We start from the raw sequence: 26,767 nt of genomic DNA on the forward strand, positions 1-26,767 counted from the left end.
ACTTTCTTACATTTACAACATGCTTTCGCAAACAGAAGAAAATTATTTAAAAGCCTTGTTCCACCTAACTGCTGAAACCGCCGGTAAATCAGAGGCAGGAACAAACGAGATTGCGGGTACGCTCAATGTAAAGCCGGCTACAGCAAACGATATGCTGAAAAAACTGAAAGAAAAAAAGCTGATCCATTACGAGAAATACGGTAAAGTTTCGTTGACAACTTTTGGCAAAAAGCAGGCGATTGAGATCATCCGCAAACATCGCCTATGGGAAACCTTCTTATATGAATGCCTCGAGTTTACATGGGATGAAGTACACGAAGTGGCTGAACAGCTTGAGCATATTCATTCTGTGAAACTGATTGAAAAGCTCGAAAAATTCCTGGCCTATCCTGAGTTCGATCCTCATGGAGATCCTATCCCCAATGCCAGGGGCGAACTTAAAATGCAGACCCGCAAAACATTATCAGAAGTAGCGGTAGGTAAAACCTGCAAACTAATTGCTGTAAAAGATAATAGTGCATCTTTTTTGCAATATGCGGTAAAGGTTGGGCTCGGGCTCAGCAGCAAGATAAAAGTAACCGCACGCCACGAGTTTGATGCAACCATCGACATTGAGGTAAACGGGAAAACCTCGAGTGTAAGCCAGAAGTTTGCCGAAAACGTGTTCGTTATCTGATGCATCACACGCAGGTATACGAAAAGTTTTTTTATGAACCCGGCTGCATTACAAAGCCCGGCTTTCGTTGCGTCGCACTCTTGTACTGTTGATGCTTTATTCAGCAGTGCGAAGATTGAAGCGAAAATTCAATCAATGCCTTTCCGTTTAACAATTATATGAACAACTTTTCAGGTGGTAACAAACACTTCTGTCGTCTCTTTCGTTCAGGTTAATTACTGATACACATTATCATCATCACGCAGCATATACTGTGGCACGGCGCATGTTTTTTTATTACCTGCCCGCAGCAATAATGCTTACGGTGAAATATGCCTGTAAAAATATTTTTTACATGCAACGCTTTTTATCAATACCGTGTCAGCATAAACATACAGCTCCCGGATGGATGAAAAAAGACTGGTAAAAGACTGTTTAAGATGCCTGCCTGCGGCTCAACGGGAGTTGTACGACCTGTTTGCGCCGCAAATGATGGCCGTTTGCTACCGATATACCAAATCTGTAAATGATGCAGAAGATGTTTTGCAGGAAGGATTTATTAAAGTGTATAAAAACCTGCACCAATATCGTTTTGATGGAGAACTGGGTGCCTGGATAAGGGCTATTATGGTCAGGACATCACTCAATTACCTCAAAAAAAATCAACCTTACAGTTATGAATTCACCTATGATGATGTATCCATGCATCCCGTTGAGGAAGCAACTCCACTTGTTGTTTTAAACGCCAAAGAACTTGCCGACATGATAAGACAGTTGCCAACAGGCTACCAGGCAATCTTTAACCTGCATGCGGTGGAAGGCTATACGCACGTGGAGATCGGTAAAATGCTCGGTATTCATGAGGGTACATCAAGATCTCAATACATGAGGGCCAGAACTTTATTAACAAGCTGGCTGGAACACAAAAGTAGTGTTGGTGTAAAAAAAGAAAGATATGCCGGAAAATGAATTTGAAAAACAGGTAAAAGATCTGATGGATGAGTTGAAGATCACTCCATCTGCACCTGTGTGGGAAACGCTTGAAAAGCGCATACCCAAAAGCAACCGGAGAAGAAGATTTTTTGCATTTTTCTTATTGCTTACCGGTTTTGCGGTGTGCGGCTATTTTGTGTATTATAAATTTTATTCCGGCAATTATGCTGCAACTGTTGTAAGATTTGAAGACAGCAACGCAGCCATAACAAAAACTAAGCGCATCCCGCCTGCCAATCCTGATGCCAGTGGAGCAGCAGCAATAGCCCGGGAGGAAAAACAAAGTAATGAGCAGCCTGCAGCAACCGAAAAATCAGCAAAAAGAATTTTGCCTAACGCCATAGCCACAGCAAAAAACACAGGCAACCCAACACGCCGGGCTGCTATCAATCATCCAACCCCTGATGATGTATTACGCACGAACAATGAAAAGAATACGGACAAGAATGCAACGGGAAAATTTTTTGCAGGAACAGAAGAACCAACAATCAGTAAGCAAAAAGAAACAGCCGACCCGGAAACATACCAAACAACCGAACTGCCAGATGATCATGTTAGCGTTACTCAAAGCGCCGGAACCTCACTGGTAATTGAAAAAAATGATGGAAGTAGCAAAAAACTGATAATGCCTGACACTTCAAAAAAAGTGACTGCCGAAGCAACTAAACGCGATATAAAAAACGCTGCTAACAAACAGAAGAAAATCAGTCTTGGGTTAACAGCCTTTTATGGAAAGAGTGATGTGATTGAAAAATTTAACCTCGGATTATCGGGTGCGGACAAGGCCTACGCAGAGCAACTAACCGGCATGCCAGCAAACGGATATTTGCGGGATAGCCTTGTGTATGAAAACAAAGCAAAAGATGTAAAGGCCAGGTTATCTTTTGCAATAGGTGTGGTGGCAACAAAACCTGTTGGCCCACGAAGCAGCATTAGTGCGGGCATTGAATACCTGCAAATGAAAACGCAGATACAGACCGGCATTATGAAAGACTCCGGTGGCAATTTTAATTACAACAACTCGCAAATATCAACGAGGCTGGATAATTTTTATACGGCCGGCGGCAATATTACTCAAACGAATACGTATCGTTTTATAAGAGTGCCGGTTTTTTACAGTTATCGTTTTACCAATAATAAAAGGCTTTACTTTAACACAGATGCAGGCTTTTCTTTATTGAGACTTGTTAGTGCTGATGCACTTATTTATGACAGTTATAACCAGGCTTTTTATAAGAACAACGACGTGCTGAATAAAACACAGATAAACTTTTTGGTTGGTTTAAACGCCAACTTGCGGTTCCACAATGATCACACACTTACGTTTGGCCCGCAGGCGCAATATTCTCCTGGCAGCGTAACGAAAAACTATAGTACAAAGCAACATTTCTTTGCGTGGGGTTTGCAGGCGCGGTACTACTTTAATAAAAGATAATCAGAACAATAAATATAAAACAATCGCAACTACAATACGGTAATGAGCGGTGTTAAGCCAGTTGGTATTTGTGATCGCCAAAGCTGCCATAAGAGTGGAACGTACAAGTGAGTGACACAACAGGCGATGCCAAAAGATATACTGCCGGTAACATTATTTTTTACGCCTGCAGCCTGTCTATCACACGCTTTATTTCATTATCCAGTTCTGTTGCGCTTAGCTGAATGTACAGCAGCATATCTTTTAATGATGGTTCTATAACATTGCTTACATCTGTCCTGATAAGCTCGAGTAAACCTAACATATTTGCCAGTGGCCTTCTTACTTCGTGCGACTGTAAAAATGCGAGTTCCTTTATTTTCAGATCGTGCTCGTAAACTTTTTGCTCTGCTGCTTTTAACTCGGTAATATCGATGGCCCAGCCGCCGACGAGTTTATTATGATCAATTGTTGTAAGCGGGAATTTATATACCAGGAAGTTCCTGGTTCTGCCTTTCAGGTCGATGCTGATTTCTTCTGTTTTCAGCACTTTTTGCGTAGTAAGCACAATATTATTGTTGAGCTGGTATAAATCTGCAAGGTGTTGCGGAAAGATGTCCCACAGGCTTTTGCCAATATCGTTTATGGAAAGCCCTGTGAAGGCAAGATAGTACCTGTTCATGTTCAGGAGCCGGCCTGCGGCATCGCAGATCCACGCGGAGGCGGGACTGTTGTTCATGAAGCTATCAATAAGATGGGATTCTTTAATGATAGACTGTGTTCTTTTGGTTACACTGTTTTGCTGGGCGATGCCAATGATGATGTTTTCAGTAAAAAGGGTAAATTCCCATGTGTAAAGATTGCTCTGCGGATCGTGCGAAATAAATTCGATATGAGCGAAAGAGTCGTTTAATACTACATTGCTCAGATGTTGAAATTCTTCAAACTCAGTGCCGGTAAAGATTTCGCTGGTAAACAGGAGTTTACCGGAAACGCAAAAAGCTTTTGCCAGCGCATCATTGTACTCCCTGACGTTGCCGTTGCTATCAAAGAGCAGTACAAGGTTAGTCTTGGAATGTTTTAGCCAGTTAGGAATCATGGTAGTAGCGTGGCTGTAAATATGAGTAAAAATTTACTACAAACTTTACATAGGCGCTACAGTATTTTATTACTTTATTACAACTGCACTGAGGGCGGGCAGGTGAATTTTTAACTTATACCAGTTATCATCTCCGTCAACCATTTCAGCTTTGATCTCGGGGTTGAAAACATCACCGGTACCCCAGAATTCTTTGCTGTCGCTGTTGAAAATTTCTTTCCAGTTGTTTTTGCCGTGTACATGTACTTCCCAATTGTTGCGTACCAGCGGCGTCATATTTAAAATAACAACGATGTCGTCTTTGGGGTTCTCTCCTTTTCTTCTGAAACTTAGTACTGTATCTGCCCGATGATTGAGGTCTACCCATTCGAAACCACCGGGATCGAATTGTTTTTCGTGCAATGCAGGCTCGCCCCGGTATAATTCGTTCAGTTTTTGGATGCAATATTTCATGCCGCCATGGCTTACAAAATTGAGGAGGTTCCACTGCAGTTCGCTTTTGTAATTCCATTCGGTAGTTGCTGCAAACTCATTGCCCATGAAGAGTAGTTTGCCACCAGGATGTGTGAACATGTAGGTGTATAGCAAACGCAGGTTGGCAAATTTTTGCCAATCATCGCCAGGCATTTTGTACAGCATGGGACTTTTGCCATGAACCACTTCGTCGTGGCTTAACGGAAGCATGAAATTTTCGTCGTGAAAATACATCATGCTAAAGCTGAATTTATCCTGGTGGAACTGTCGGTAGATTGGATCCATTTTGAAGTAATCGAGCGTATCATGCATCCAGCCCATCATCCATTTCATACCAAAGCCGAGGCCGCCATCGTACAACGGTTTACTGATCTTTGGCCAATCGGTAGCTTCTTCTGCTATTGTTTGTATGCCGGAGAAATCCCTGTATAAAGTAGCGTTGAGGTCTTTGATGAACTCAATGGCTTCCAGGTTACCATTGCCGCCAAATTCATTGGGTTCCCACTGTCCTGCATTGCGGCTGTAATCGAGCCGCAGCATTGAACTTACTGCATCTACACGCAAACCGTCTGCATGAAAGCGGTCGCACCAGAACCTGGCGCTGCTGATAAGAAAACTTTTTACCTCGCCCCGTGCATAATTGAAAATATAGGAATTCCAGTCCGGGTGATAGCCCTTTCGCATGTCTGCATATTCATATGTATGCGTGCCATCGAACATAAAGAGTCCATGTGAATCGTACGGGAAATGCGAAGGAACCCAATCGAGTATTACACCAATGCCGGCCTGGTGAAATGCGTCTACCATAGCAGCAAAATCCTGGGGAGCACCAAAACGTGAAGTGGGTGCGAAAAATCCGGTGCCCTGGTATCCCCAGCTTCCGTCGAAAGGGTGTTCCATAACAGGCATGAATTCAACATGGGTAAAACCCATTTCCTTTACATAGGGAACAAGTCTCTCAGTTATTTGCGCATAGGTATTGTAAGACTCTTCATCAAATTTATCTGGCCGCATCCAGCTTGCGAGGTGCACTTCGTACACGCTCCAGGGAGCTGTAAGTTTATTGTGCTCCGTTCTTTGCTGCATCCATGCTTCATCTTTCCACTCATAAAAAGTGCCCCATGTAATGGATGCTGTTAAAGGGCGCATTTCCCATAAATGGGCAAAAGGGTCTCCCTTGTCAAGTTGTATGCCCTGGAAACCGTGTATGTGATATTTGTATGATTCCCCGGCTACAACATGCGGTATAAAACCTTCCCATATACCTGAGTGATCTAACCGTACAAAAAGCTGATGGGCATCTTTTTCCCAGTTATTAAAATTTCCTGTAACGCTTACCTGTGTAGCGTTTGGTGCCCATACAGCAAAATAGGTACCTGGTGTACCCAGTACATTCAGTTGTTTATTGCCAAACAGTTCGTATAACCTGTAGTGTGTGCCCTGCTGAAAGTTTTGAATGTCTTCCTGCGAAAACAAGGAATAATTCCATACAGGTTTTGTACTGTCAACAAAATGTATATCCTCGTATTTGGGAGGTGTATTTTGTATAGGCTGCTGATCACTGTTGTCGTGCTTCAAATTTTTTTTCGTTTTTTTTATGGAATCACCTTTTGATTGTGTCTTAGCTGAATTTGATTTCGCTGGCATGTGCTAACCGTTTAAAGTATATAAGAACCATTAACGTAAAATTAGGAATAGTAAAATTGCTTTCTGCATTTATTTACACAATTTCACGGCGTTATAACCAGGACTGTGCTTCAATGATTTGTGCGATTTTTCAGGCTTTTTCCTTGCAAACATTTTTATTCTTCGACTATTGGTTTTTGTGAACAAAAAACTGCTGAAATACAGAATTGCTTTTTGCATGGGCGTAAGATTTTCAGGAGATGAATGGCTGCAGATCAGATGCAGGTATATGCTGAAAACGTAGAAAACAAGCAACGATAGCACTGCCGGCAATCATTTGCGCGGAGATCGTTCCTGTTTTCGCTTTGCTCAAATAAGTTCCTGCAGTTGAAGAGTGCGACGCAACGGATGCCTGATGCTTATTCAACAGCCTGGTACATAGTAATTACATAATTGCAGTTTACTGCAACTTAACCTTTTACCAACGTATGAAAAGAAACCTGTTATTGCTTTTTACGGTCGTCTTTTTTTCAACTGTATCATATGCGCAAACCTCTTCTGTAAAAGGAATCATAAGAGATACAAGCAGCCGGGAAAACCTTGCTAATACCACCGTTGCACTGTTGCGCGGCAAAGATTCGATACTTGTAAAATTTACCCGAACCAATACGAATGGCGCGTTTGAATTAAAAGGTATTGATACCGGCAAATACGTATTGCTGATCACCTATCCCAAATATGCGGACTATGTTGAAAATCTAACCATAAAAGACTCAGCCGCAGCCATGGATCTTGGCACCATACCTGTTATTCTGAAAGCAAACCTTTTGCAGGAGGTGATTGTACGGCAAACTATAAGCGCCATACGTGTAAAGGGTGACACCACTGAATATAATGCAGATAGTTTTCGCGTACAGCCAAACGCATCTGTAGAAGACCTGCTGAAGAAACTACCTGGTATACAGGTTGACAGAAACGGGCAGATAACGGCCCAGGGCGAGAAGGTACAAAAAGTGTTGGTGGATGGGGAAGAATTTTTTGGCGATGACCCCACGCTTGTGACCCAGAACCTGCGCGCAGACATGATTGATAAAGTGCAGGTTTTTGACAAAAAAAGTGACCAGGCCAATTTTACCGGTATAGATGACGGAGAACGGCAAAAAACATTGAACCTGAAGTTGAAAGACAATAAAAAGAATGGCTATTTCGGCAAGATCAATGCAGGTGCAGGTACAGATGGGTATCATGATAACCAGGCGATGATCAATTCGTTTAAGAACAAGCAAAAAATTGCATTGTACGGTATCGTTTCAAACACCGGTACATCGGGCCTCAACTGGCAGGATCAAAGTAATTTTGGCGATAATCCATTGGGCAATGCAGACTATGATGAAACCGGTGGCTACTTCTTTATTGAAGGCGGTGGAGACGACCTTGATTCCTGGGACGGAAGATACAACGGGCAGGGATACCCACTGGTACAAACAGGCGGAGTACATTACAACAATAAGTGGAATGATGATAAAAACAACCTGAACCTAAACTATAAGATCATGCAATTGCATGTAACGGGTAACAGTGCTACAGAAGCGCAATCTATTCTGCCGGATTCAACCTCTTTTTACAATAATTCCACGCAAAATTTTGCCAACGAAATTTTACGCAACCGTGGTAACGGCAGCTATGAATATACATTTGATACAACTTCTTCTATCAGGATAACAGCAGACGGCGGCATAGACCATAAAACAACACGCAGTACAGATTATTCCGAAGCGTTGGGCAACGACAAATCGCCTATCAATAACTCCCAGCGCAACACTTCTACCATTGGTGATAACCGCACGGTAAACAGTAATATTCTTTGGAAAAAGAAGCTGAAGAAAAAAGGGAGAACTGTATCTTTTAACCTACGTGAGAAATTTTCGAACAACACATCTGATGGATATTTGTATGCTGACAACCGGTTCTTTAACAACGGCGCAGAGACCAATGAAATAACCGACCAGTACAAAGCCTATAATTCTAAGAATATTTCATTCGATTCCAAAATAACTTACTCCGAGCCGTTGTCGAAGGTTTCTTCTATAGTCGTTAATTATGGTGTTGTTATCAATAACAGTAATTCAGAAAGAAGTTCTTATAACAAAAGCAATGAAGGTAAGTATACGATCGTAGACAGTATTTTCAGCAATGATTATGCATTCAATGTATTTACACACCGGGCAGGTGCCAATTATAGTTTATTCAGGAAGAAATTGAAATTTAATGCCGGTACCAATGTAGGTATTACCAGTTTCGATCAGAAAGACATGATCTCAAAAACAACGGTCAGGCGCAGCTTTGTGAATTGGTTTCCGCAGGCCAATTTTTCCTATAATTTTTCCCAGCAAAGAAGGGTATTCCTTCGTTACAATGGAAGCACCGAACAACCATCTATTCAGCAGATACAACCGGTAGCCACGAATGATGACCCGCTGAATATTGCCATTGGTAACCCCGATCTTAAACCAGCTTTCAGAAGCAACATCAACCTCGGCTTTTTTGACTTTAAAGTGCTTACTGAGCGTAACATCTGGACAAATGTGGGCTACACTTTTACCCAGAATGCAATTGGCAGCAGAGACTTTGTTGACCCGTCTACCGGCAAGCGCGTTTACCAGTCGGTAAATGTAGATGGTAACCGCTCTATCTATGCATATATGGATTATGGTATCAAGTTGAAAAAGCTGGAGACAAGAATAGGCCTTAATGCGAATGTAAACGGAAGCCGTTATGTGAGCATTGTAAATGATAGCCTCAATACCACTAACAGCGGCAGTTATACCCTGGGACTTAACATTAATAAGGATAAAGAAAAGAAATATAGTTTTTATGTTTCACCTTCTGCCACTTATACTACCAGTAAATCATCTATTCAAACAGGTTTGCCCACAAAATACTGGACCTTTAATATCAACACCAGTTTCGATGTATTTCTGCCACTTAAATTCCAGATACATTCTGATTGTGACTTTAATTTCAGGCAAAAGACAGAAGTGTTCAGTACCAATAATAATGTTATTCTCTGGAACGCATGGGTGGGCAAGAAGTTTATGAAGAAAGAAAACCTGCTGGTAAAAGTTACCGGCCACGATTTGCTGAACCAGAATATTGGCTTCGACCGTACCGTTAACAGCAATTATATCTCACAAAGAACTTATAGCACCATTCAGCGATTTTTCCTTTTGTCGCTTGTATGGAATTTTACTAAGGCAGGAACTACTGCACCCGGTATGCAATAATCTTAAAAGAACCTTTTACATGAAGTCTGTAATCATTATAACCGCATTGTTTTTTTCCGGCTTTTTAAGCAAAGCACAAAATGCCATTTTTCTAACGCAGGGAAGAATTGAGTATGAAAAAAAGATCAATTTGTATGCTGCCCTCGATGATGATGAAGATGCTGCGTGGCGCGACCTGATGAAGAAAACAACACCGCAATTTAAGATCACTTACTTTGATCTTACGTTCAATGGTGATAAAACCTTATACCAGCCCGGCCGTGAAAACACTGACAACAACCGCATGTGGCAAAGCCCTGCAGAAGACAATATCATTTTCACCGATCTTCAGTCGCACCTAAGTACAAGCCGCAAAAATGTTTACGAGCAGGGGTTTCTTATCAGTGATACGGCACGTAAAATAAACTGGAAGATTACAGACGAAACCAGGACCATTGCAGGTTTCGAGTGCAGGCGCGCAAATGCACTCATCATGGACTCTATTTATATCGTAGCTTTTTACACCGAAAGCATTATTCCGGGCGGCGGCCCCGAATCTTTTACAGGCCTGCCGGGCATGATCCTTGGCCTCGCCATTCCGCACGAACACATTACCTGGTTTGCCACAAAAGTTTATAACGAACAAATCCCCGAAGCTTCTTTAAAAGCACCCGCCAAAGGCAAAAAAATTTCCAATACAGCATTACTGACAACACTCCAGGACAGGATGAAAGATTGGGGGAAATGGGCCAGGAGATATATTATCCAGATAATGATATAGTTTAATGTAGCATCCGGCAGTATTGCTACTATTAAGCTTCGGTTGTGTCACTCACTTGTACGTTCTGTTCTTTATTCAGCAAGGTTCGGTCCGCTTATGTTTTAATTATGCCGGCAATAATTGTATAAGCGCACTGGTTATTTTATAAAACGTGTAAGGCCAAAGTTAATACCAATACTCGTAACTGGCAGGTTGGCCGATCCAATACCATTCAGCGGCAGCCGGTAGTAAGGCTCTATTCTTACATTACCAATATTGCCCAGTTTTCTTTCATACCCGGCGCTGATTTGTATGGCAGTAAAAAGATTGTCAGCAGATTTATTATAGCGCCTGGAGCCAGAACGCTCTTCGCCGTTTTTATTATAGTCAAAGTTGTACCTGTCTTTATGTACAAGGCTTGATATTGTTCCCACAGAAGCAAATGAACGGCTTGTGCCACTGCTCCTGAAATTATACTGCAACGTAAGTGGTATCTCCGTTACACTTGTAAATGCATTTACGTTATCTACCGGTTGTTCACCCCTTCTTATAACATCGGGGGGTGCATATTTACCTTTTGTATAATAATATTTGTGCGAAAGCGCCATCCCAATTTCTACCTGTAATTTGCTGTTAACTTTATAACCAGCGAGAAAGCCACCGGTAAAACCTGGCTTGGTTACAGATTGGTGTTTTACATTAGAAATTTCAGGTGCAAGTGTTGCCCCTATATACAATCTTCTGCGCGATTGGGTATTCAGTTTTATTGTATTTTTTGTGCTTGTCTCAACTTTATTTGCTTCAAACAATAACTCTGCCGTAACTGCATCATGTTGCGGCGGTAAAATGTTTTCTGTGTTTGCTATTTCGGGGGCAAAAGGTTTATCCTGCAGTTTTGCAACACGTGCATCTGCCGACCTAAAGACTGTGTTTGGTTGATTTGCTTCTGCAACCTGTGTAGTTACATCATAATACTCTTCCGCAAATACTGAAAGAGACCGTGTGTTATTTTTGTTATTCTCTGTAAGGCCTTTTGCTGCTGCATGATTTGCTAAAATTCCGGCCGCACTATTTTCAAATCTGTTATGTTTTTCTGCATACACTTTCTGCAATGGAGTTTCAAGGCTGAATGGAGCAACAATAAAAAGTATACATGCAGAAACAGCAACGACAAATCGGTAATCAGCAAATTTGCTGCCCCTGTTGCTAATAGGCGGTAATTTTTGGCTAAATGTTTCCCAGTCAGCTACGCTTGTTTTGAGAGGATAGTCTTCAGCCGCATTTTGAAAAAACTCGTCAATATTTTCATTGATGTACGACATGGCTTACTTCGAGCGAATGCTTTAAAATATTTTTTTGCAGTTGATGCCGGGCCTTTGACAGGCTCGATTTTGAAGTTCCAACAGAAATACCCAATAAGGTTGCAATTTCCAGGTGACTTAATCCATCTAACACAAACATGTTGAAAACTGCACGATAAGAAGGAGGCAGTTTTTTTATTTCTTTGATCAGTTCCTTGTAAAGCACCAGTTGATCTGCGTTGCCGCTTTCATCCGGTTCTTCCCAAATGTAATCAGGCATACCGCCAATTTCAGGTATCATGTTATTCTTGCGTAGCTCATCTATGGCGGTGTTTACCATAATACGCCTGATCCAGCCAAACAAAATTTTCTCCAGGTCTTTGTCATTGGTACATTCAAAGGCAGCAATATTTTTGAAAACCTTTACAAAACCATCATGTACCGTATCAACTGATTTATCGTATCGATATATATACCTGAAAACAATTTTGAGTGCGTAACCAAAAAACTTCTCATAGAAAGCTTTCTGACATCGCCTGTCTCCTATTTTGCAGCCCTCTATCATTACCTTTAAAAGTTCGGGCTCGCTGCGGCCGTATGTGTTATTTATAGGAATAATACGCATGTGGTAAATGGCGGTTGCCTGTAAAACATATTTTATCGAAGTTAATATTTAATTTAGAATAAGGTCTTACAAAACAATTCACCTGCTGTTTGCAACTTTATTTAATATTTATGACTCATTCATATCGAATGGTATTACTTTGGTTAAAGCAAGAAGTTATGAAGCTTATATTACTATTTGCAGCATTATTGATGGCAGCCGGTGTACAAGCACAGGAAATCGAAAGCATCGATTTTCATTTGTATACGGATAGTCTGAAGAAAGGAAGGTATAATTACATCAACTTAGATGGCAAACTGAGTAACGGCAGGTATCTGCCTTTATCTCAAAAAGAGGTGCTTTTTAAAAGCAATACCGGAAAGTGGGATGGTAACAGTCTCATCGTCGATTCTGCTTACGATAAAGACTCTGTAGTTGTTACAGCTACTTTAAGAGAAAAACCCTCTTTAAGCAAACAGATAATTATTTATATTAAGAAAACTGCAGACGAAGGAAAGTTATATACAGAACAAGAGTTGTTCGATAACAGGAAACGAAAAAATTAAACCCTACATTGATAGCAGCTTTTCAAACTGTTTTTCCTGGCCGGCTTGCAGCATCACATAATTTGTCCTGTTCATATCTCCATGCACAGGTATATCTTCAACGAACTGCAGTTTCACATTGCTTTCGTCAATTAAATAAATATTGTATTGCCATTCGTGCAAAAGGCGCTGTAACGCATCCTGCCTCATTTTCCTCATTTTTCCGTTTTCAGTTGCTGTATTATATACAGGCAAAATTTCCATGATTACCGGTGGCTTAAATTGTAAAAGCGTTTCTTTCAGGCCCTGTATCACTTCCAGTTCAGCTCCTTCTACGTCTATCTTAATAAAGCTGATTGTTTCAATATTTGTTTTCAACAATACATCATCCCCACGCATTACCGGCACACGGTGAATAACCGAATATTTTTGTGTATTAACCCTGAAGTTTTCTACCAGGCTGGCGCCTGATGCGTATTCATTATCACCATAAAGATCCAATACTTCCGCTTTTGAGGAAAGCCCCACGGGGTATACATTAAAGCTGTTCAGGGCATTTACTTTTACCAGTTCGGAACAGTATGCATAACAAAGCGGATTAGGTTCGAAACCATAGTAAGCGGTGCTGCTATTGATAGAAGCTATCTTTAGTAATGTTTGCCCGATATTCACACCTACATCTATAATGGCACCGGGTCTTTCTTGCATCATTTGCTTTACCAGTGTTTCCATCCACACTTCCTGGTTTGGAAAAAGGTTATAGTAACCATAACCGTTAACTACCGGCACTTTAAACTTTTTATCGCCAAGCCTGGCTGTAAAGGTTGCCGACATGCTTTTCAACAGCCCGGTTTTTGATAAAACCCGGCATAAATAGTATTTGTAATACCTGATATATTTCATTGCAGCAATAATTGTATGTTTTGGTTAATATCGGCTGAAGTATGCAGTGCGTCTGGTGCATTGCATTCTTACAGTACAAGAGTGCGACGCAACCACAGCTTAATACTTATCCTACAGCCGGGTTCATAATTATTAAAAATAAAAAAACTGAACGTTTCCTGTTCAGTTTATATTATTTGGAAAACCCTTTCAAGGTTTGAGCAATAAAAAATGGCAGGCTAATTACATCGCACCGCTCAAGCTAATATCCTTGCTGCATTCCTGCCCTGGGGAGGTTCAAAGCGAGCTGGTCGTGTAAGACCTGCCGCTGCAAATATAAGCGATGATTTTAAAAAACAAAGACATTAAAAAATGTAAAGTAAATTTTAGTATGGGCCAGGCAGCATTGCTACTATTAATCTTTTGTTGCGTCGCACTCTTGTGCGGTTGGTTCATGTTGCAGCACTATCCTGCTGCGTTACTGCTGGCCAAACTTTGAGTCCAGTGTGGCAATGCCCAGCAGTTCATCGTACCTGTTGCCCAGCGAACGATAATATACCAGTACGGTATACGTGTTCTCCGTTTCCCAGTAATCGCCATCCGTCAGCGCTGTTTCGGGCTTACTGTTCTTTTTTGTCCTGTCTGTAGTTACGTATGTATAATTGTAAAAACCCTGTTTAAGCAATAGGTCAATCTCATACATGCCCGTCGTTTCATTCAGCGTAAGTTTGGTGGAATCGTTGATGGCATTGCCGGTCATTTCACCCATAATAAAAATATCCTTGTCGTTAAACTCTATAACACTGTTGGGTTTAAACATAAAATGTACTTTGCCATAATCACCCTGCCACCATGCATTGTTTACATCTGTGCCTTTTATAAAGTAAGCGCCGTTATAATCCTGCATCATCAGGAAGCGTTCCTGAGAACGTTGCAGGTCTGGTCTTGCAAAAACTTCCATTGGCACTGTATTCCTGTTAATGCTGGCAATCCTCGGGCTTTGGTAGCGAAAGCTTTGCAGGTCTAACCAGCGGTATTCTTTACCGGCCTCGAAAAGAAAGTCTCTCTCGCCATTATATTCATAAATATTGCTGCGCATAAACTGTGGCTGTTTGCCCGTTACGGCTGTATTCCAGAGGTAATTTTGCAGCACTACCACTTTTACCTGCTGCGAGGGGTTTAAGATGTTGAGTTTACCAATATCAACGCTAAACTGCACTTTTTGGTGGGTGCGCATCAATTGAGAATTGAACGGTTGTGCTATTCTCGCAGCCACATTCAGTTTGTTATCGAGAATAAGCAGGCGTCTTGTAAACGCGATTTTAGATGTATCGCCATTTAAAAAGACTTTCAGCAAATAATTACCGGATTTGGATGGCATGCAACTTCTGTCGGGCAATAATGCCTGGTAATGAATGTAACGTACCTGCGCCACCGAAGAATTGCGGTACTGGTTTAACCTCGTTTGCGTAAAACCCTGCATATAATCCAACTGGTTCAGATCAAGTATTTTCCAGTCTGCATCACACAATTGATAGGTGTAACTGTAGTTCCTGATTTTTGCATCCAGGTCATCAAAGTGCAGTTCCAATGCGGCCTGTGCACCCAGTGTAATAATAGGGTAACCTTCCTGGTTTCCATTCTGGCATAATTTTATGCCGTGTATATTGGGCATGTACACGCTATCGGGGTTACGTTGGGCAGCAACTGATACATACACGAACAACAATAGTGTGAACAAACACTTCATCAGTATAATTTGGGTTAAACGTACAATAAAATTTATTTCTTTTATGTTCTTACAATGTAAAAAATTATAGCCTGCTTTGCGGGGTAACTGTTGTTTAAATAAACAGTACCGGTAAGCTGGCAAGGTGATTTTTCACCAGGTTCCTTCCTCCCCATTGATCTCCCAGGAAAGAGTTCAACCCGGAACAGTAATTATTCAAAGAACGCAGGTGACAGTAGCAATCAAAACTTACGTAGATTTTAAACAGGATTAGCTTTGCTGAAGATTATGAAAACAAATAAGAGATTTTTACTGGTTGGTGTCTTAGGTCTGTTGTCTTCCATCGGTCCATTTTCGATAGATATGTATTTACCAGGTTTTCCACAAATAGCCTCCGATCTTCATACAACCGTTGCGGTAGTGTCTCTTTCATTATCAAGTTTTTTTATTGGTATATCCATTGGGCAGTTAATTTATGGTCCTCTGCTCGACCGCTTTGGTCGCAAAAGACCATTGTGTGTTGGTCTTATACTGTACATCATCACTTCTGCTGGTTGCGCCCTGGCTGCTTCGGCAGATCAATTGATCATTCTAAGATTTTTGCAGGCTTTTGGATCCTGTGCCGGCATGGTTGCATCCCGGGCCATGGTAAGAGATCTTTTTCCCGTAAATGAAACGGCCAAGGTATTCTCACAATTAATGCTGGTAATTGGTGTGTCTCCTATTATTGCGCCAACCGCAGGGGGGTATCTTACAGCAGCATTTGGCTGGCACAGCGTTTTCGTGGTTTTGACCATTATGGTATCACTCATTCTTGCGGCCGTATATTTCTTTTTGCCCGAGAGCAAAAAGCCCGACCGGAGTATATCGCTTAGGGTAAAACCGACTGTCAGGAATTATATTAGTGTAATAAAAGAACCTCAGTTTCTCACATATTCTTTTACAGGCGCACTCGCAACGGCTGGTTTGTATGCTTACATCTCCGGCTCTCCGCACGTTTTCATGCAGTTGTTCAATGCTTCAGAAAAACTATACGGTTGGATATTTGCTATCATAGCGGCAGGATTAATTGCATGCAGCCAGGTCAATAGTTTCCTGCTGCGTAAATATCGCAGTGAACAAATCATCAGGGTTGCTTCAATCTGCCAGGCAATAACCGGCGCCACGCTTTTTGTTTTTGCAATAGTGGGATGGCTGAATCTGCTGGGCTCGGTGATCATTATTGCTGTTTTTTTATGCTGCCAGGGTTTTATTTTTCCGAATGCCTCTGCACTTTCGCTGGCACCGTTTACACGAAACGCAGGCAGCGCCTCTGCAATGCTTGGCGCAATACAGATGAGCATCGGTGCTATCAGTTCCGCTACTGTAAGTGCGCTAAGCAATAACACCGCATTACCTATGACAGGTATCATGGCCTGCTGTACCATAAGTAGTTTGCTGGTACTCACAGTAGGTAAAACAATTATCCGCTACAAGGTAAACTCAGAAGGTATTGAAGAAGAAACGGCAGAAATGATCAGCACGCTGTAAACCCAGGCTGCTTCGGTACCGGTTTCAGGGATTCATCATGACGTTTATTTAAACCCTGTTATGATCTGCACGCCAGTTTAAGACACTTTGTTTTATTGCAGTACTACTAAGATTTTCAGCAATTGCTTTTTCCGCCAGTAAAGGCATTTCTTCATCTGAAGCAAAACGTAGCGCTATAATCTGGGACATTGATAATCTCTGATCAAGTCTTCTCCCTGTCAATACATAATGCCTCAGGTTTTCCTCTGCTCTTATTGCCCTATCCTGTGCTTTCAATGCAAATGAGCGTGCAAACAAAAATATTGCTACCATGATCACTGCCACCAGTGCTATCAGCGATGCTGAATAGAGGTTACCATGGTCGTTAAAAGAATTATATAAATTGATAAAAGACCCTATAATCAATGCCAGCAAGGCAATGCCTGTTATGACATGATAACTGAAAACATAACGGGCATGGTTTTTATAATTTTGTTCTCTCATATAAGTATTTGCAATACAAATTAGCCTTTTTGTTGATACACACTGTTGCTGTTTGTTTATCAATGTACTTTGCCCCGGTGGCTCTGGTGAAAAAAGGAGTTAATTTTCACATGTTAAACAACGATCATTTCGGTCTAAAAATATGCTTATGAATTCGTATGAATTAAACGCCGTGCAGGAAATGAAAAAATGGCAACGTAAGATGCAGCGTAAGCCATCAGTCATCAACAACCTTAGCAAAAAGGTGCAGGTTAAGTTAAACAGTTATATACCCGAAAAAGTACACCAGGCTGTAACAGCCACCATAAAGCAAATGGTTAAGGCCGTATTATTTGGCGCTGAGTTTACAACCGGCAACCGTGCAGTTTTCGAAACGCTTGAAGCACGTGAAGCCGTAGTAAATGAGAAGATTTCGTTTTATAAAAAAACAGCTTCTGCCGAAGGGGGCATAACGGGTGCAGGCGGTATTTTATTGGGCCTGGCTGATTTTCCTATACTGCTCGGATTAAAACTGAAAATGCTTTTTGAAATAGCAAGTGTGTACGGCTATTCTGTGAAAGACTTCAGGGAGCGGCTATACATCCTGCACATTTTCCAGATTACTTTTTCGAGCCAGCAACATAGAAGAGACATATTTGAACAAATGAAAGACTGGCGTTTCAAATACACCCAAGTGCCGGAAGACATCAATCAATTTGACTGGCGCAATTTTCAACAGGAATACAGGGACTATATTGACATTGCTAAACTGGCACAACTTATTCCGGGAATTGGAGCTGTGGTTGGCATAATCGTCAACTACAGGCTTATAGATCAGCTTGGCGAGACCGCTAAAAACGCCTATCGTATGCGTTATGCTGATGAGCAGACATTATAGCTATAAAAAAACTGAGCCCCCGGAAGTAAACCGGGAGCCCGCTTTTAGTACATTAACTTTTGGACGAAGGGATATTGGATCTTTGCTGATGCTAAAATAGCGTATCAATAATATCAAGTCCAAATAATTTTAACTTAACAATATCCTAAAAAGACATAAAATATCTTATTTTGATACCTTTGTCACTATAAACAATTGATTTGTAGAATTTTAAAATTTCAATTAATCTCGCTTAAAAAATATTTAGTAAGCGGCGGTTGCTAAAAATACATGCGTGTAGTCGCTTCCCGTACTTACTTAATATCGCCATCCCTTATCTTGCAACATATGGTGCAATACAAAATCTTCAATAAAAAAAGTCTTATAGATGGCACCGGCGCATTTGCTGTACAAACAATACCACCGAAAAGGAAAATCGGCAATCTTGGGGGAGAGATCATCAGCCTAAGAGAAGCTAGAAAAAGAGCAGCAATGACAAAACGCGTTGCCATGGTTGAATTTGGCGATGGCCGTGCATTGGATGCGAGTGTCAACCCTAACGAATTGCGTTATATCAACCACTCCTGCTCCCCCAATACTTACATGCGGGTATGTTATGGTAAAGTTGAATTCTATGCGCTGCGTCGTATTAAAAAAGGCGAAGAGCTTACCTGTGATTATGGTCCTACACACCACGATGGTAAACTGAAATGTAGTTGTGGAAGTGCGAATTGTAAAGGCTATCTTTAAATCCTGCACATGAAATATAAATGCATTATTGTACTGTTCTTTGCTTGTCTGTCAGCAAAAATCCCATTTGCGCAAACAACGGTCACCATACTCGATTCCGGAAAAACAACTTCACTCCGTGGTTTAAGTGTTGTAGACGATAATGTTTTTTGGGCAAGTGGAAGTAACGGAACAGTAGCGCGTTCTGTAAATGGAGGTAAAACGATTCAATGGCTCACAGTAAAAGGTTATGCGCAAAGAGATTTTCGTGATATTGAAGCCATTGACAGTAACACTGCCATCATTATGGCCATTGCGGAACCTGCTATAATTTTGAAGACAAGAGATGCAGGTAAAACATGGTATAAAGTATTTGAAGATACTTCGAAAGGAATGTTTTTCGATGCGATGGATTTTACCGATCTGTATGGCATTGTCATAGGCGATCCTGTTAACAGCAAAATGTTTATTGCAGAAACGTATGATTACGGTGAAACCTGGACTAAAAAGGACGACCTTCCTTTGCTGGACAGTGGTGAGGCAATGTTTGCGTCGAGCGGCACCAACAGCAAGGCGTTAAACACCTCAACGTATAAAAGAATGATTGTTACCGGCGGTCTTAAATCCAGCGTTATTTTGCTACCTGTAAACCGTCACTTAGGCAATATCAGGTTGCTTCTGCCGCTTGTGCAGGGCAAAGAATCTACCGGTGCCAATTCACTTGCGGTTTACAGAAAAAATATGTTTGTTGTAGGCGGCGATTTCAGCAATGATAAAGATACTGTGGGAAACAGTGCCTACTCGTCAGATAACGGTAAAACATGGAAAAAGCCAATAACTCCGCCACATGGGTACCGGAGTTGTGTAGAGTATATAACATCTCAAAACCTCATTGCGTGCGGTACAAGCGGTATCGATATTTCTGCCGATGGTGGTAAAAATTGGCAACTGATCTCCAGACAAAGTTTTCATGTTTGCCAACTGGCCAAAAATGGCAGCAAGGTTTACCTCGCAGGCAGCAATGGAAAGATCGCGGTACTTGAAATAAAGTAATGTACTTAGCTGAAGTGCTGCCATTAGGCTTTTGTTGTGTCACTCACTTGTACGGCTATATCGCTATTCAGCACACACCCGCAGCTATATTATTTTTCGTCTATTCGGGTAACATCGTTGTCATCATCGCTTACACGTTCTGTACTTTCAAAAGCACCTCCTGAACCGTCAGAGGAATTTTCCCCGGTTGCTTGTGTTTGCGCATTCTTTTCTACATCTGCGGTAAGCTTTTCATTTGTTGTTTCCGGTTTTATCATTTCTTCATTAGCAGGCGCATGCGGAAAACCTTCAAAATCCTGGTCTATTCTTTCATCATTGCTTTGTTCTACTTCGTTTTCTTCCGTTATCGGGTTGGTAGATTGGTTATTTTCATTCTTCATGGCTAAAACTTTAGTTAGCAACGTTGAAAAATACATGCCAGAAAGAGGCTTGTCATTCAGCTTCTTTCAAAATAACTTTTGTTCCGGTCACTTTCAGTTTATGTACTGCCCCATATTTCAAAGCATAGTTTCTTTCGCTATGGCTAACCGGGAAATCGAAGCAAACAGGGTAATCGTAGTCTTTAATTTTTTCTTTTATCAAATCATACACTTTTTGTCCAAACGGTACAACGGTATCTTTCATGTCCGTAAAACCGCCGATAACAAGTCCGCTGAGTGTATCCAGCATTCCGGCTCTTTTCAATTGCATAAACAGCCTGTCAATATTATACAAATATTCTCCCACGTCCTCAAGGAAAAGAATGCTGTTTGTTGTGTCGATTGCTGATTTACTACCCATTAAATGACAAACGATAGAAAGATTGCCGCCAACAAGGGGGCCTTCCCCCTCTCCTTTTACGTTGTAATCATGAGCGTTTGTTGTGTAGTTTATTTTTTTGCCTGTAAGTACTTTCCTGATGGACTGCACGTATTCAGTTGCATCGCCACCATCATTAAATGCCCCCGCCATAGGCGCATGTAAGGATGCTATTTTCAACCTGCGCTGCAGATGTGCGTGCAGTATGGTAACATCACTGTAGCCTATTAACCATTTGGGGTTACGTTTAAAGGCTGTAAAGTCCAGGTCATCGATTATCCTGCTTATGCCATAGCCTCCCCTTCCGCAAAGGATAGCCTGTATATTTTTGTCGTCAAGCATCTGCTGCAGGTCGTGTAAACGCTCTTCATCTGTACCTGAAAAGTAATGAAACTGGTTGCCTAAAGTTTTCCCTGTTCTCACGTTAAAACCCCAGGATTTCAGTGTTTCTATACATTTCGTTGCTTTCTCAACAGTCATAAACCCAGCCGGGCAAACAATGCCGATGGTATCTCCTTTCTTAAGGTATGGCGGTATTTTCATAGCAACAATATTACAGAATGTGTATGGCTTGTTAACGTGCTTTTACAGCAGTAGTGCAATGCAGGTTTGAAAAAGGACACCTGCCCGGGTATTAAAACTTCGTTTGCTACACGGCAGATTTTAGCAAATGCGGCTTATTGGCTATTTTTGCGACCCTCATAGCCGTTTGGTTGTTCTGTATTTATAAAACTGTCTTTTGCTGTAGCAGGCATTGCCTGGTATAGCTTTCGCAAATGAAGTATCGTTGCTGAATAAAGAGATAGTGTACAAGTGAGTGACACAACAGGCGATGAGTAAAGCGCTAAAGCCAAGTACAAAATGAATGATTACAAGAGAATATTAATTACGGCGGCACTACCTTATGCAAACGGACCTGTACACATTGGCCACCTGGCAGGCTGTTATTTACCCGCAGATATTTATGCCCGTTATCAGCGTGCTCAAAAGCGCGATGTTGTTTTTGTAGGCGGCAGTGATGAACACGGTGTACCTATCACGATTCGCGCCATGAAAGAAGGCATAACGCCGCAACAGGTAGTTGATAAATACCATGCGCTTATAAAGGAAAGCATGGAACAGATGCATATTTCATTTGATATTTATTCAAGAACATCAAACGAGGTGCACCATAAAACATCGCAGGATTTCTTTTTGAATTTATACAACAAAGGTTTGTTTGAAGAGAAAGAAAGTGAACAGTATTACGACGAAAAGGCAAAAACATTTTTGGCCGACAGGTATATCGTTGGCACCTGTCCTGTGTGTGCGAACCCTAATGCTTACGGAGATCAATGCGAGAAATGCGGTTCTTCATTATCACCCGAACAACTGATCAACCCACGTAGTGCACTCAGTGATGCTGTGCCGGTGAAAAGAACAACAAAGCACTGGTACTTTCCTTTACAGCAATACGAGGGCTGGCTGAAAGAATGGATCATTGAAGGACACAAAGAATGGAAGAATAATGTGTATGGACAATGTAAAAGCTGGATAGATAGTGGCCTGCAAAGCCGTGCTATGACGCGTGACAGTAACTGGGGCATTAGGGTACCCTTGCCTGATGCCGATGGCAAAGTATTATATGTATGGTTTGATGCACCAATTGGGTATATAAGTGCAACAAAAGAACTGACAGATAAGTGGGCTGATTACTGGTGCAAGGCAGATACAAAACTGGTGCATTTTATAGGCAAGGATAATATTGTTTTTCACTGCATCATTTTCCCATCGATGCTGAAAGCACATGGAGATTTTGTACTGCCTGATAATGTTCCCGCAAATGAATTTTTAAATATTGAGGGTGAAAAAGTGTCTACCAGCCGAAACTGGGCTGTATGGGTGCATGAATATGTACAGGACTTCCCGGGTTGTGAAGATGTGTTGCGCTATGTGCTTTGTAGTAATGCACCTGAAAATAAAGACAACGATTTTACGTGGAAAGATTTCCAGGACAGGAACAATAATGAACTCGCAAGCATCTTCGGCAATTTTGTAAACAGGACTTTCGTGCTTATGCACAAGCTTTGCGGCGGTAAAGTACCAAAACTGCATGAAGATGTTTATGACGAAAGAGATATACAGGTAGTAGCAGATATAAAGGCCGCCAAAGAAAAGGTTGAAAGTTTTATTGAACAATACAAATTCAGAGATGCACTTTTTGAAGTAATAGATCTTGCGCGTAAAGGCAATAAATACATGCAGGAGAAAGAGCCATGGATCGTTGCAAAATCTTTGGCAGCAAACCCGGATGCACAAAAGTTGATTGATAACTGTCTTCATCTTTGTTTACAATTAACCGCAAATCTTGCTATTCTTATCAATCCATTTTTACCGGGCACGGCAAAGAAAATGTTGCATATGATGAAGGTTGTAGAAAAAATGCTTGAGTGGCATAATGCAGGCAGCACAAAACTGCTAAGCGTTGGGTATACGCTACGGGCTCCTGAACTGCTATTCAGAAAAATAGAAGATGCGGAAATTGCATCGCAGATAGAAAAACTTAAGAGCGGCCTGGTAAAAACCGTTGAAGTAACAGGCGGTAAGAAGGATGATTCAGGTAATCAAACAGCAGTGCAAACAACTGCGGACAAAAAAGCAACGATTGTTTACGACGATTTTGCTAAAATGGATCTGCGGGTTGGAAAGATTGTGGCTGCAGAAAAAGTGGAAAAGGCTGATAAATTGCTGAAGCTTTCTGTAGATCTTGGTTTTGAAACGAGAACCATTGTGTCTGGCATTGCCCAACATTTTAAACCGGAGGAGATTACCGGGAAACAAGTAGTGGTGGTTGCAAACCTTGCACCGCGCAAAATGCGCGGCATAGAAAGTAATGGAATGATTTTAATGGCAGAAGATGGAAACGGCAAACTGCATTTTGTAAACCCGGAAGAAAACATCAATGCCGGAGCAGGTGTAAACTAGGCTACATGATTATGTAGTTTTATGTACCGGGTAAAATAGTGAATTTTGCAGTACAACCTTAAGTTAACGCCCTTTTAGAAACAGTAAAGTAATTAATTAACCTATCTGTTATCAATGAAACCGCTTTTTAATCAAAGCGGTTTTTTATTTTTATAGCTGACAAAAACACCTACATTATGCAAATCGGATTTATTGGTCTTGGCAATCTTGGAACACCTATTGCCGAAAATATACTGGAGCAGCACAACCAGCTATTTGTATTTAACCGCACTGCTGCAAAAGCACAACCGCTGGTAAATAAAGGCGCTGTACTATGTGCCACTGTAAAAGAACTGGCACAACAATGCGACGTCATTTTTACCATGGTTTCAGATGATGCAGCGCTCAACCATATAACAAAAAGCGAAGACGGGCTTGCTGCCAACATGAAAGAAGGCGCAATCCATATCTCAATGAGCACCATACTACCGGCCACGGCCATATACCTGGATTCTTTACACCATGTGCACAGGAACATATATGTGGCAGCGCCTGTAATGGGCAGACCAGAAGCTGCACGTGCCAAAAAGCTAAATTTTCTTGTGTCTGGCAAACCGGTTACTGTTGAAACTATTACGCCGCTGCTGACAGCGGCAGGCGCCGCAGGTGTATGGAATATTGGTACAGCAACCGAAGCGGCAAATGTTGCCAAACTCTGCAGCAATTTTCTCATTATAGCTGCTATTGAAGCCATGGCAGAAGGCATTAACCTGGCGCAGAAAAGCGGCATTGATGCAACAGCCTGGATGAACATGATCACATCCACATTATTCGCCTCTCCCATTTATAAGAATTATGGCAACATTTTGTTACAGCAGGCATACGAGCCCGCCGCATTTAGTCTTAAACTGGGGCTTAAAGATGTAAACCTGATCAATGAACAGGCCGCTGAAAAAAACACAGAAATGCCTTTGGGCGGTGTGCTGCAGCAGCAATTACAAGAGTGTGTAAACAAAGGATTTGGTGAACACGACTGGACAGCTATTGCGCTGGCTTTGAAGTAGCCATCATATATTACCTTTTTTCAAAGCCTTGATTGCATAATCGCATGCTCTGGCTGTAAGCGCCATATAAGTAAGCGATGGATTTACACAGGAACCGGATGTCATGCAACTGCCATCTGTTATAAACACGTTTGGTACTTCATGCATCTGGTTGTAGGAATTTAATACTGCGTCTTTGGAAGATTTACCCATGCGTGCTGTACCCATTTCATGATTGGCATTACCGGGAAAGGAAATACTGCCATTCACCTGTATGTTACGATAGCCTGCGGCTTCCAGCATTTCAACACCGGTAGCTGCAATGTCTTTGTGCATGGCGTTTTCATTTTCTCTAAAGCTGCAGTCAACTGCTATAAGAGGTCTGCCCCATTTGTCTTTTTTGTTTGTATCTAACGTTACCCTGTTGTCGTTATATGGTAAACACTCACCAAAAGCATACATACTTATGCCCCACTGACCAGGTTCAGCTAAAGCTTCTTTCAGTGCAGACCCGATTGCGGCATCATGCTCCTGCCGGCCGCGGTAGGCACTAAGGCCATAATGGTACCCCCGCAAAAAATCAGGAGACTGGTCTGTTACATTACGGAAACGTGGAATATAGGCAGGCGTTGGTCTCCTTCCATAATAATAGCTGTCTTCAAAGCCATCAATATCCGCGGTAATAGAAAGACCTTTGTGATGATCCATCAGGTTCCTGCCTATCTGCCCGCTGCCATTACCCAAACCCGCAGGAAACCTGGTTGATGTTGAATTGAGCAATATAAATGTAGTGGCAACTGTAGCTGCATTTAAAAAGATTATTTCAGCATAATATTCTTCCGTTTTATTTGTTTCGGTATTAAGTATTTCCACGCCGGTAGCTTTCTGTTTACCTTCGTCATACAATACACGGTTTACAAGTGAGTGCGGCTTTACGGTTAGGTTGCCTGTAGCATAAGCGGCGGGCATTGTGCTGGCATTGGTGCTGAAATAAGCTCCAAACGGGCAACCGCGGTGGCAAAGATCCCTGGCCTGGCATTGCCCCCTGCCCTTTACTGCCCTGGTTAAATTTGCTGTTCTGCCAATAATTACTTTCCTGTCTGTATAAGCACGTTCTATCTTTTGTTTAAATGACCGCTCCGCGCAATTCAATTCAAATGGAGGCTGAAAAATACCATCCGGTAATTGCGGGATATTTTCTTTTGAGCCACTTACGCCTATAAATGATTCTACATAATCGTACCACGGCGCAATATCTTTATAGCGTATCGGCCAGTCAATGCCATGACCATCTTTTAGATTGGCTTCAAAGTCAAGATCACTCCACCTGTAGCAGGCTCTTGCCCATAGCAAAGATCTTCCACCTACAACATCACCTCTTATCCAGTCAAACCGTTTGATTTCTTCGTATGGATTTTCTTTATCGTTAATGTAAAAATGTTTGTTGTCTTCGCGGTAAGAATAATGCCTGCTTTGTACATAAGACCGCTCTTTGTCTGCTTTGCTCAGTCTCAGGTGATGATCAAATTCCCACGGCGCCAAATTGGCTGTCGTGTAGTCTTTAATGTGTTCAACATTTCTTCCACGTTCAAGCATAAGCACTTTTAAACCTTTCCCGCACAACTCTTTTGCGGCCCAACCGCCTGTTATGCCGGAGCCCACCACAATTGCATCGTATGTATGTTGCTGTTTTGCCTGAATGTTGAGTAATAAACTATCTCCCGGCATTGGCTATTGGTTTTTAAAATCTCAAAAGTTTAAAATTAGGAGAAAAAGAATTATGAGCCGGGCATTGGTACAAGTATTAAGCTTTTGTTGCGTCGCACTCTTCAACGGCTGAAGCGTTATTGGGCAGTGCGAAGAACAAAGCAACACAATATGTATGAATACTATGTTAGTTTGCCATTTACAACCAGGCAAAATGCGGATGTGAATAAAGCGCTTCGCCTTGCTGAAAAATGAACGGAACGTACAAGTGAGTGACACA

The 26,767-nt window shown here is 41.7% G+C and carries 22 protein-coding genes and 1 other RNA gene; 12 read left to right on the forward strand and 11 right to left on the reverse strand.

The window, feature by feature from the left end; genetic code table 11:
• Positions 1–19: 19 nt before the first annotated feature.
• From I5907_RS15350 to I5907_RS15360, 3 genes are all read left to right on the forward strand, one after another.
• Positions 20–676: a metal-dependent transcriptional regulator gene (locus I5907_RS15350; RefSeq protein WP_196991690.1), complete on the forward strand. Its 657-nt coding sequence runs from the start codon at positions 20–22 to the stop codon at positions 674–676.
• A gap of 384 nt (positions 677–1,060) precedes the next feature.
• The gene (locus I5907_RS15355) at positions 1,061–1,624 is read left to right on the forward strand and encodes an RNA polymerase sigma factor (protein ID WP_196991691.1); all 564 of its coding nucleotides are present in this window, start codon (positions 1,061–1,063) and stop codon (positions 1,622–1,624) included.
• Positions 1,611–3,083: a hypothetical protein gene (locus I5907_RS15360; RefSeq protein WP_196991692.1), complete on the forward strand. Its 1,473-nt coding sequence runs from the start codon at positions 1,611–1,613 to the stop codon at positions 3,081–3,083. Before I5907_RS15355 ends, I5907_RS15360 begins: the two co-directional genes overlap by 14 nt.
• Positions 3,084–3,243: 160 nt before the next feature.
• Here I5907_RS15360 and I5907_RS15365 read toward each other — a convergent pair whose 3' ends face one another.
• Positions 3,244–4,161 (reverse strand): PAS domain S-box protein, encoded by a 918-nt coding sequence (locus I5907_RS15365; protein ID WP_196991693.1) that lies wholly within the window; start codon positions 4,159–4,161, stop codon positions 3,244–3,246.
• 69 nt (positions 4,162–4,230) lie between these two features.
• A complete protein-coding gene (gene glgB / locus I5907_RS15370; RefSeq protein ID WP_231402130.1) occupies positions 4,231–6,213 on the reverse strand; it encodes a 1,4-alpha-glucan branching protein GlgB in 1,983 nt (660 codons plus the stop codon).
• 536 nt (positions 6,214–6,749) lie between these two features.
• Here glgB and I5907_RS15375 point away from each other — a divergent pair.
• Positions 6,750–9,545 carry an outer membrane beta-barrel protein gene (locus I5907_RS15375; RefSeq protein ID WP_196991695.1) on the forward strand — a complete coding sequence of 932 codons (2,796 nt, stop codon included), beginning with the start codon at positions 6,750–6,752 and terminating at the stop codon, positions 9,543–9,545.
• 19 nt (positions 9,546–9,564) lie between these two features.
• Positions 9,565–10,305, forward strand: coding sequence for a GLPGLI family protein (locus I5907_RS15380; RefSeq protein WP_196991696.1), 741 nt, complete (start codon positions 9,565–9,567; stop codon positions 10,303–10,305).
• Between the two features lie 137 nt (positions 10,306–10,442).
• On the opposite strand, the gene I5907_RS15385 is transcribed toward I5907_RS15380, so the two are convergent.
• On the reverse strand, positions 10,443–11,606 hold the full coding sequence (locus tag I5907_RS15385; protein ID WP_196991697.1) for an outer membrane beta-barrel protein: 1,164 nt from the start codon (positions 11,604–11,606) through the stop codon (positions 10,443–10,445).
• On the reverse strand, positions 11,590–12,210 hold the full coding sequence (locus tag I5907_RS15390) for an RNA polymerase sigma factor (RefSeq protein WP_231402131.1): 621 nt from the start codon (positions 12,208–12,210) through the stop codon (positions 11,590–11,592). The genes I5907_RS15385 and I5907_RS15390 overlap by 17 nt, the downstream gene beginning before the upstream one ends.
• A gap of 158 nt (positions 12,211–12,368) precedes the next feature.
• Between I5907_RS15390 and I5907_RS15395 the strand changes: the two genes are divergently transcribed.
• The gene (locus tag I5907_RS15395; RefSeq protein ID WP_196991698.1) at positions 12,369–12,755 is read left to right on the forward strand and encodes a hypothetical protein; all 387 of its coding nucleotides are present in this window, start codon (positions 12,369–12,371) and stop codon (positions 12,753–12,755) included.
• A gap of 3 nt (positions 12,756–12,758) precedes the next feature.
• Here I5907_RS15395 and I5907_RS15400 read toward each other — a convergent pair whose 3' ends face one another.
• The 3 genes from I5907_RS15400 to I5907_RS15410 form a co-directional block, all read right to left on the reverse strand.
• Positions 12,759–13,568, reverse strand: a complete 810-nt coding sequence (locus I5907_RS15400; RefSeq protein WP_196991699.1) for an FkbM family methyltransferase — start codon at positions 13,566–13,568, stop codon at positions 12,759–12,761.
• Between the two features lie 277 nt (positions 13,569–13,845).
• Positions 13,846–13,944, reverse strand: an RNA gene (gene ffs, locus I5907_RS15405) — signal recognition particle sRNA small type.
• Between the two features lie 150 nt (positions 13,945–14,094).
• Positions 14,095–15,366: a type IX secretion system plug protein gene (locus I5907_RS15410; RefSeq protein WP_196991700.1), complete on the reverse strand. Its 1,272-nt coding sequence runs from the start codon at positions 15,364–15,366 to the stop codon at positions 14,095–14,097.
• A gap of 267 nt (positions 15,367–15,633) precedes the next feature.
• Here I5907_RS15410 and I5907_RS15415 point away from each other — a divergent pair, with 267 nt between their 5' ends.
• Positions 15,634–16,875, forward strand: coding sequence for a multidrug effflux MFS transporter (locus I5907_RS15415; protein ID WP_196991701.1), 1,242 nt, complete (start codon positions 15,634–15,636; stop codon positions 16,873–16,875).
• A gap of 48 nt (positions 16,876–16,923) precedes the next feature.
• Here I5907_RS15415 and I5907_RS15420 read toward each other — a convergent pair whose 3' ends face one another.
• Positions 16,924–17,358, reverse strand: coding sequence for a DUF6526 family protein (locus I5907_RS15420; protein WP_196991702.1), 435 nt, complete (start codon positions 17,356–17,358; stop codon positions 16,924–16,926).
• 148 nt (positions 17,359–17,506) lie between these two features.
• Here I5907_RS15420 and I5907_RS15425 point away from each other — a divergent pair, with 148 nt between their 5' ends.
• The 3 genes from I5907_RS15425 to I5907_RS15435 all read left to right on the forward strand — a co-directional run bounded on the left by I5907_RS15425 (position 17,507) and on the right by I5907_RS15435 (position 19,996).
• Positions 17,507–18,235: an EcsC family protein gene (locus I5907_RS15425; protein WP_196991703.1), complete on the forward strand. Its 729-nt coding sequence runs from the start codon at positions 17,507–17,509 to the stop codon at positions 18,233–18,235.
• A gap of 327 nt (positions 18,236–18,562) precedes the next feature.
• A complete protein-coding gene (locus tag I5907_RS15430) occupies positions 18,563–18,964 on the forward strand; it encodes an SET domain-containing protein (RefSeq protein ID WP_196991704.1) in 402 nt (133 codons plus the stop codon).
• Between the two features lie 9 nt (positions 18,965–18,973).
• Complete coding sequence (locus I5907_RS15435) at positions 18,974–19,996, forward strand: sialidase family protein (protein ID WP_196991705.1); 1,023 nt, start codon at positions 18,974–18,976, stop codon at positions 19,994–19,996.
• Between the two features lie 89 nt (positions 19,997–20,085).
• Here the strand turns inward: I5907_RS15435 and I5907_RS15440 are convergent, their stop codons facing one another.
• Positions 20,086–20,376 (reverse strand): hypothetical protein, encoded by a 291-nt coding sequence (locus I5907_RS15440; protein WP_196991706.1) that lies wholly within the window; start codon positions 20,374–20,376, stop codon positions 20,086–20,088.
• A gap of 52 nt (positions 20,377–20,428) precedes the next feature.
• A complete protein-coding gene (locus I5907_RS15445; protein WP_196991707.1) occupies positions 20,429–21,337 on the reverse strand; it encodes a S66 peptidase family protein in 909 nt (302 codons plus the stop codon).
• A 318-nt stretch (positions 21,338–21,655) separates the two neighbouring features.
• Here I5907_RS15445 and metG point away from each other — a divergent pair, with 318 nt between their 5' ends.
• Positions 21,656–23,758 (forward strand): methionine--tRNA ligase, encoded by a 2,103-nt coding sequence (metG, locus tag I5907_RS15450; RefSeq protein ID WP_196991708.1) that lies wholly within the window; start codon positions 21,656–21,658, stop codon positions 23,756–23,758.
• Between the two features lie 176 nt (positions 23,759–23,934).
• Positions 23,935–24,801, forward strand: a complete 867-nt coding sequence (locus I5907_RS15455) for an NAD(P)-dependent oxidoreductase (RefSeq protein ID WP_196991709.1) — start codon at positions 23,935–23,937, stop codon at positions 24,799–24,801.
• Between the two features lie 3 nt (positions 24,802–24,804).
• Here I5907_RS15455 and I5907_RS15460 read toward each other — a convergent pair whose 3' ends face one another.
• The gene (locus tag I5907_RS15460; RefSeq protein ID WP_196991710.1) at positions 24,805–26,508 is read right to left on the reverse strand and encodes a GMC oxidoreductase; all 1,704 of its coding nucleotides are present in this window, start codon (positions 26,506–26,508) and stop codon (positions 24,805–24,807) included.
• Positions 26,509–26,767: the final 259 nt, after the last annotated feature.

This window comes from Panacibacter microcysteis (assembly GCF_015831355.1).
Taxonomy (GTDB): Bacteria; Bacteroidota; Bacteroidia; order Chitinophagales; family Chitinophagaceae; genus Panacibacter; species Panacibacter microcysteis.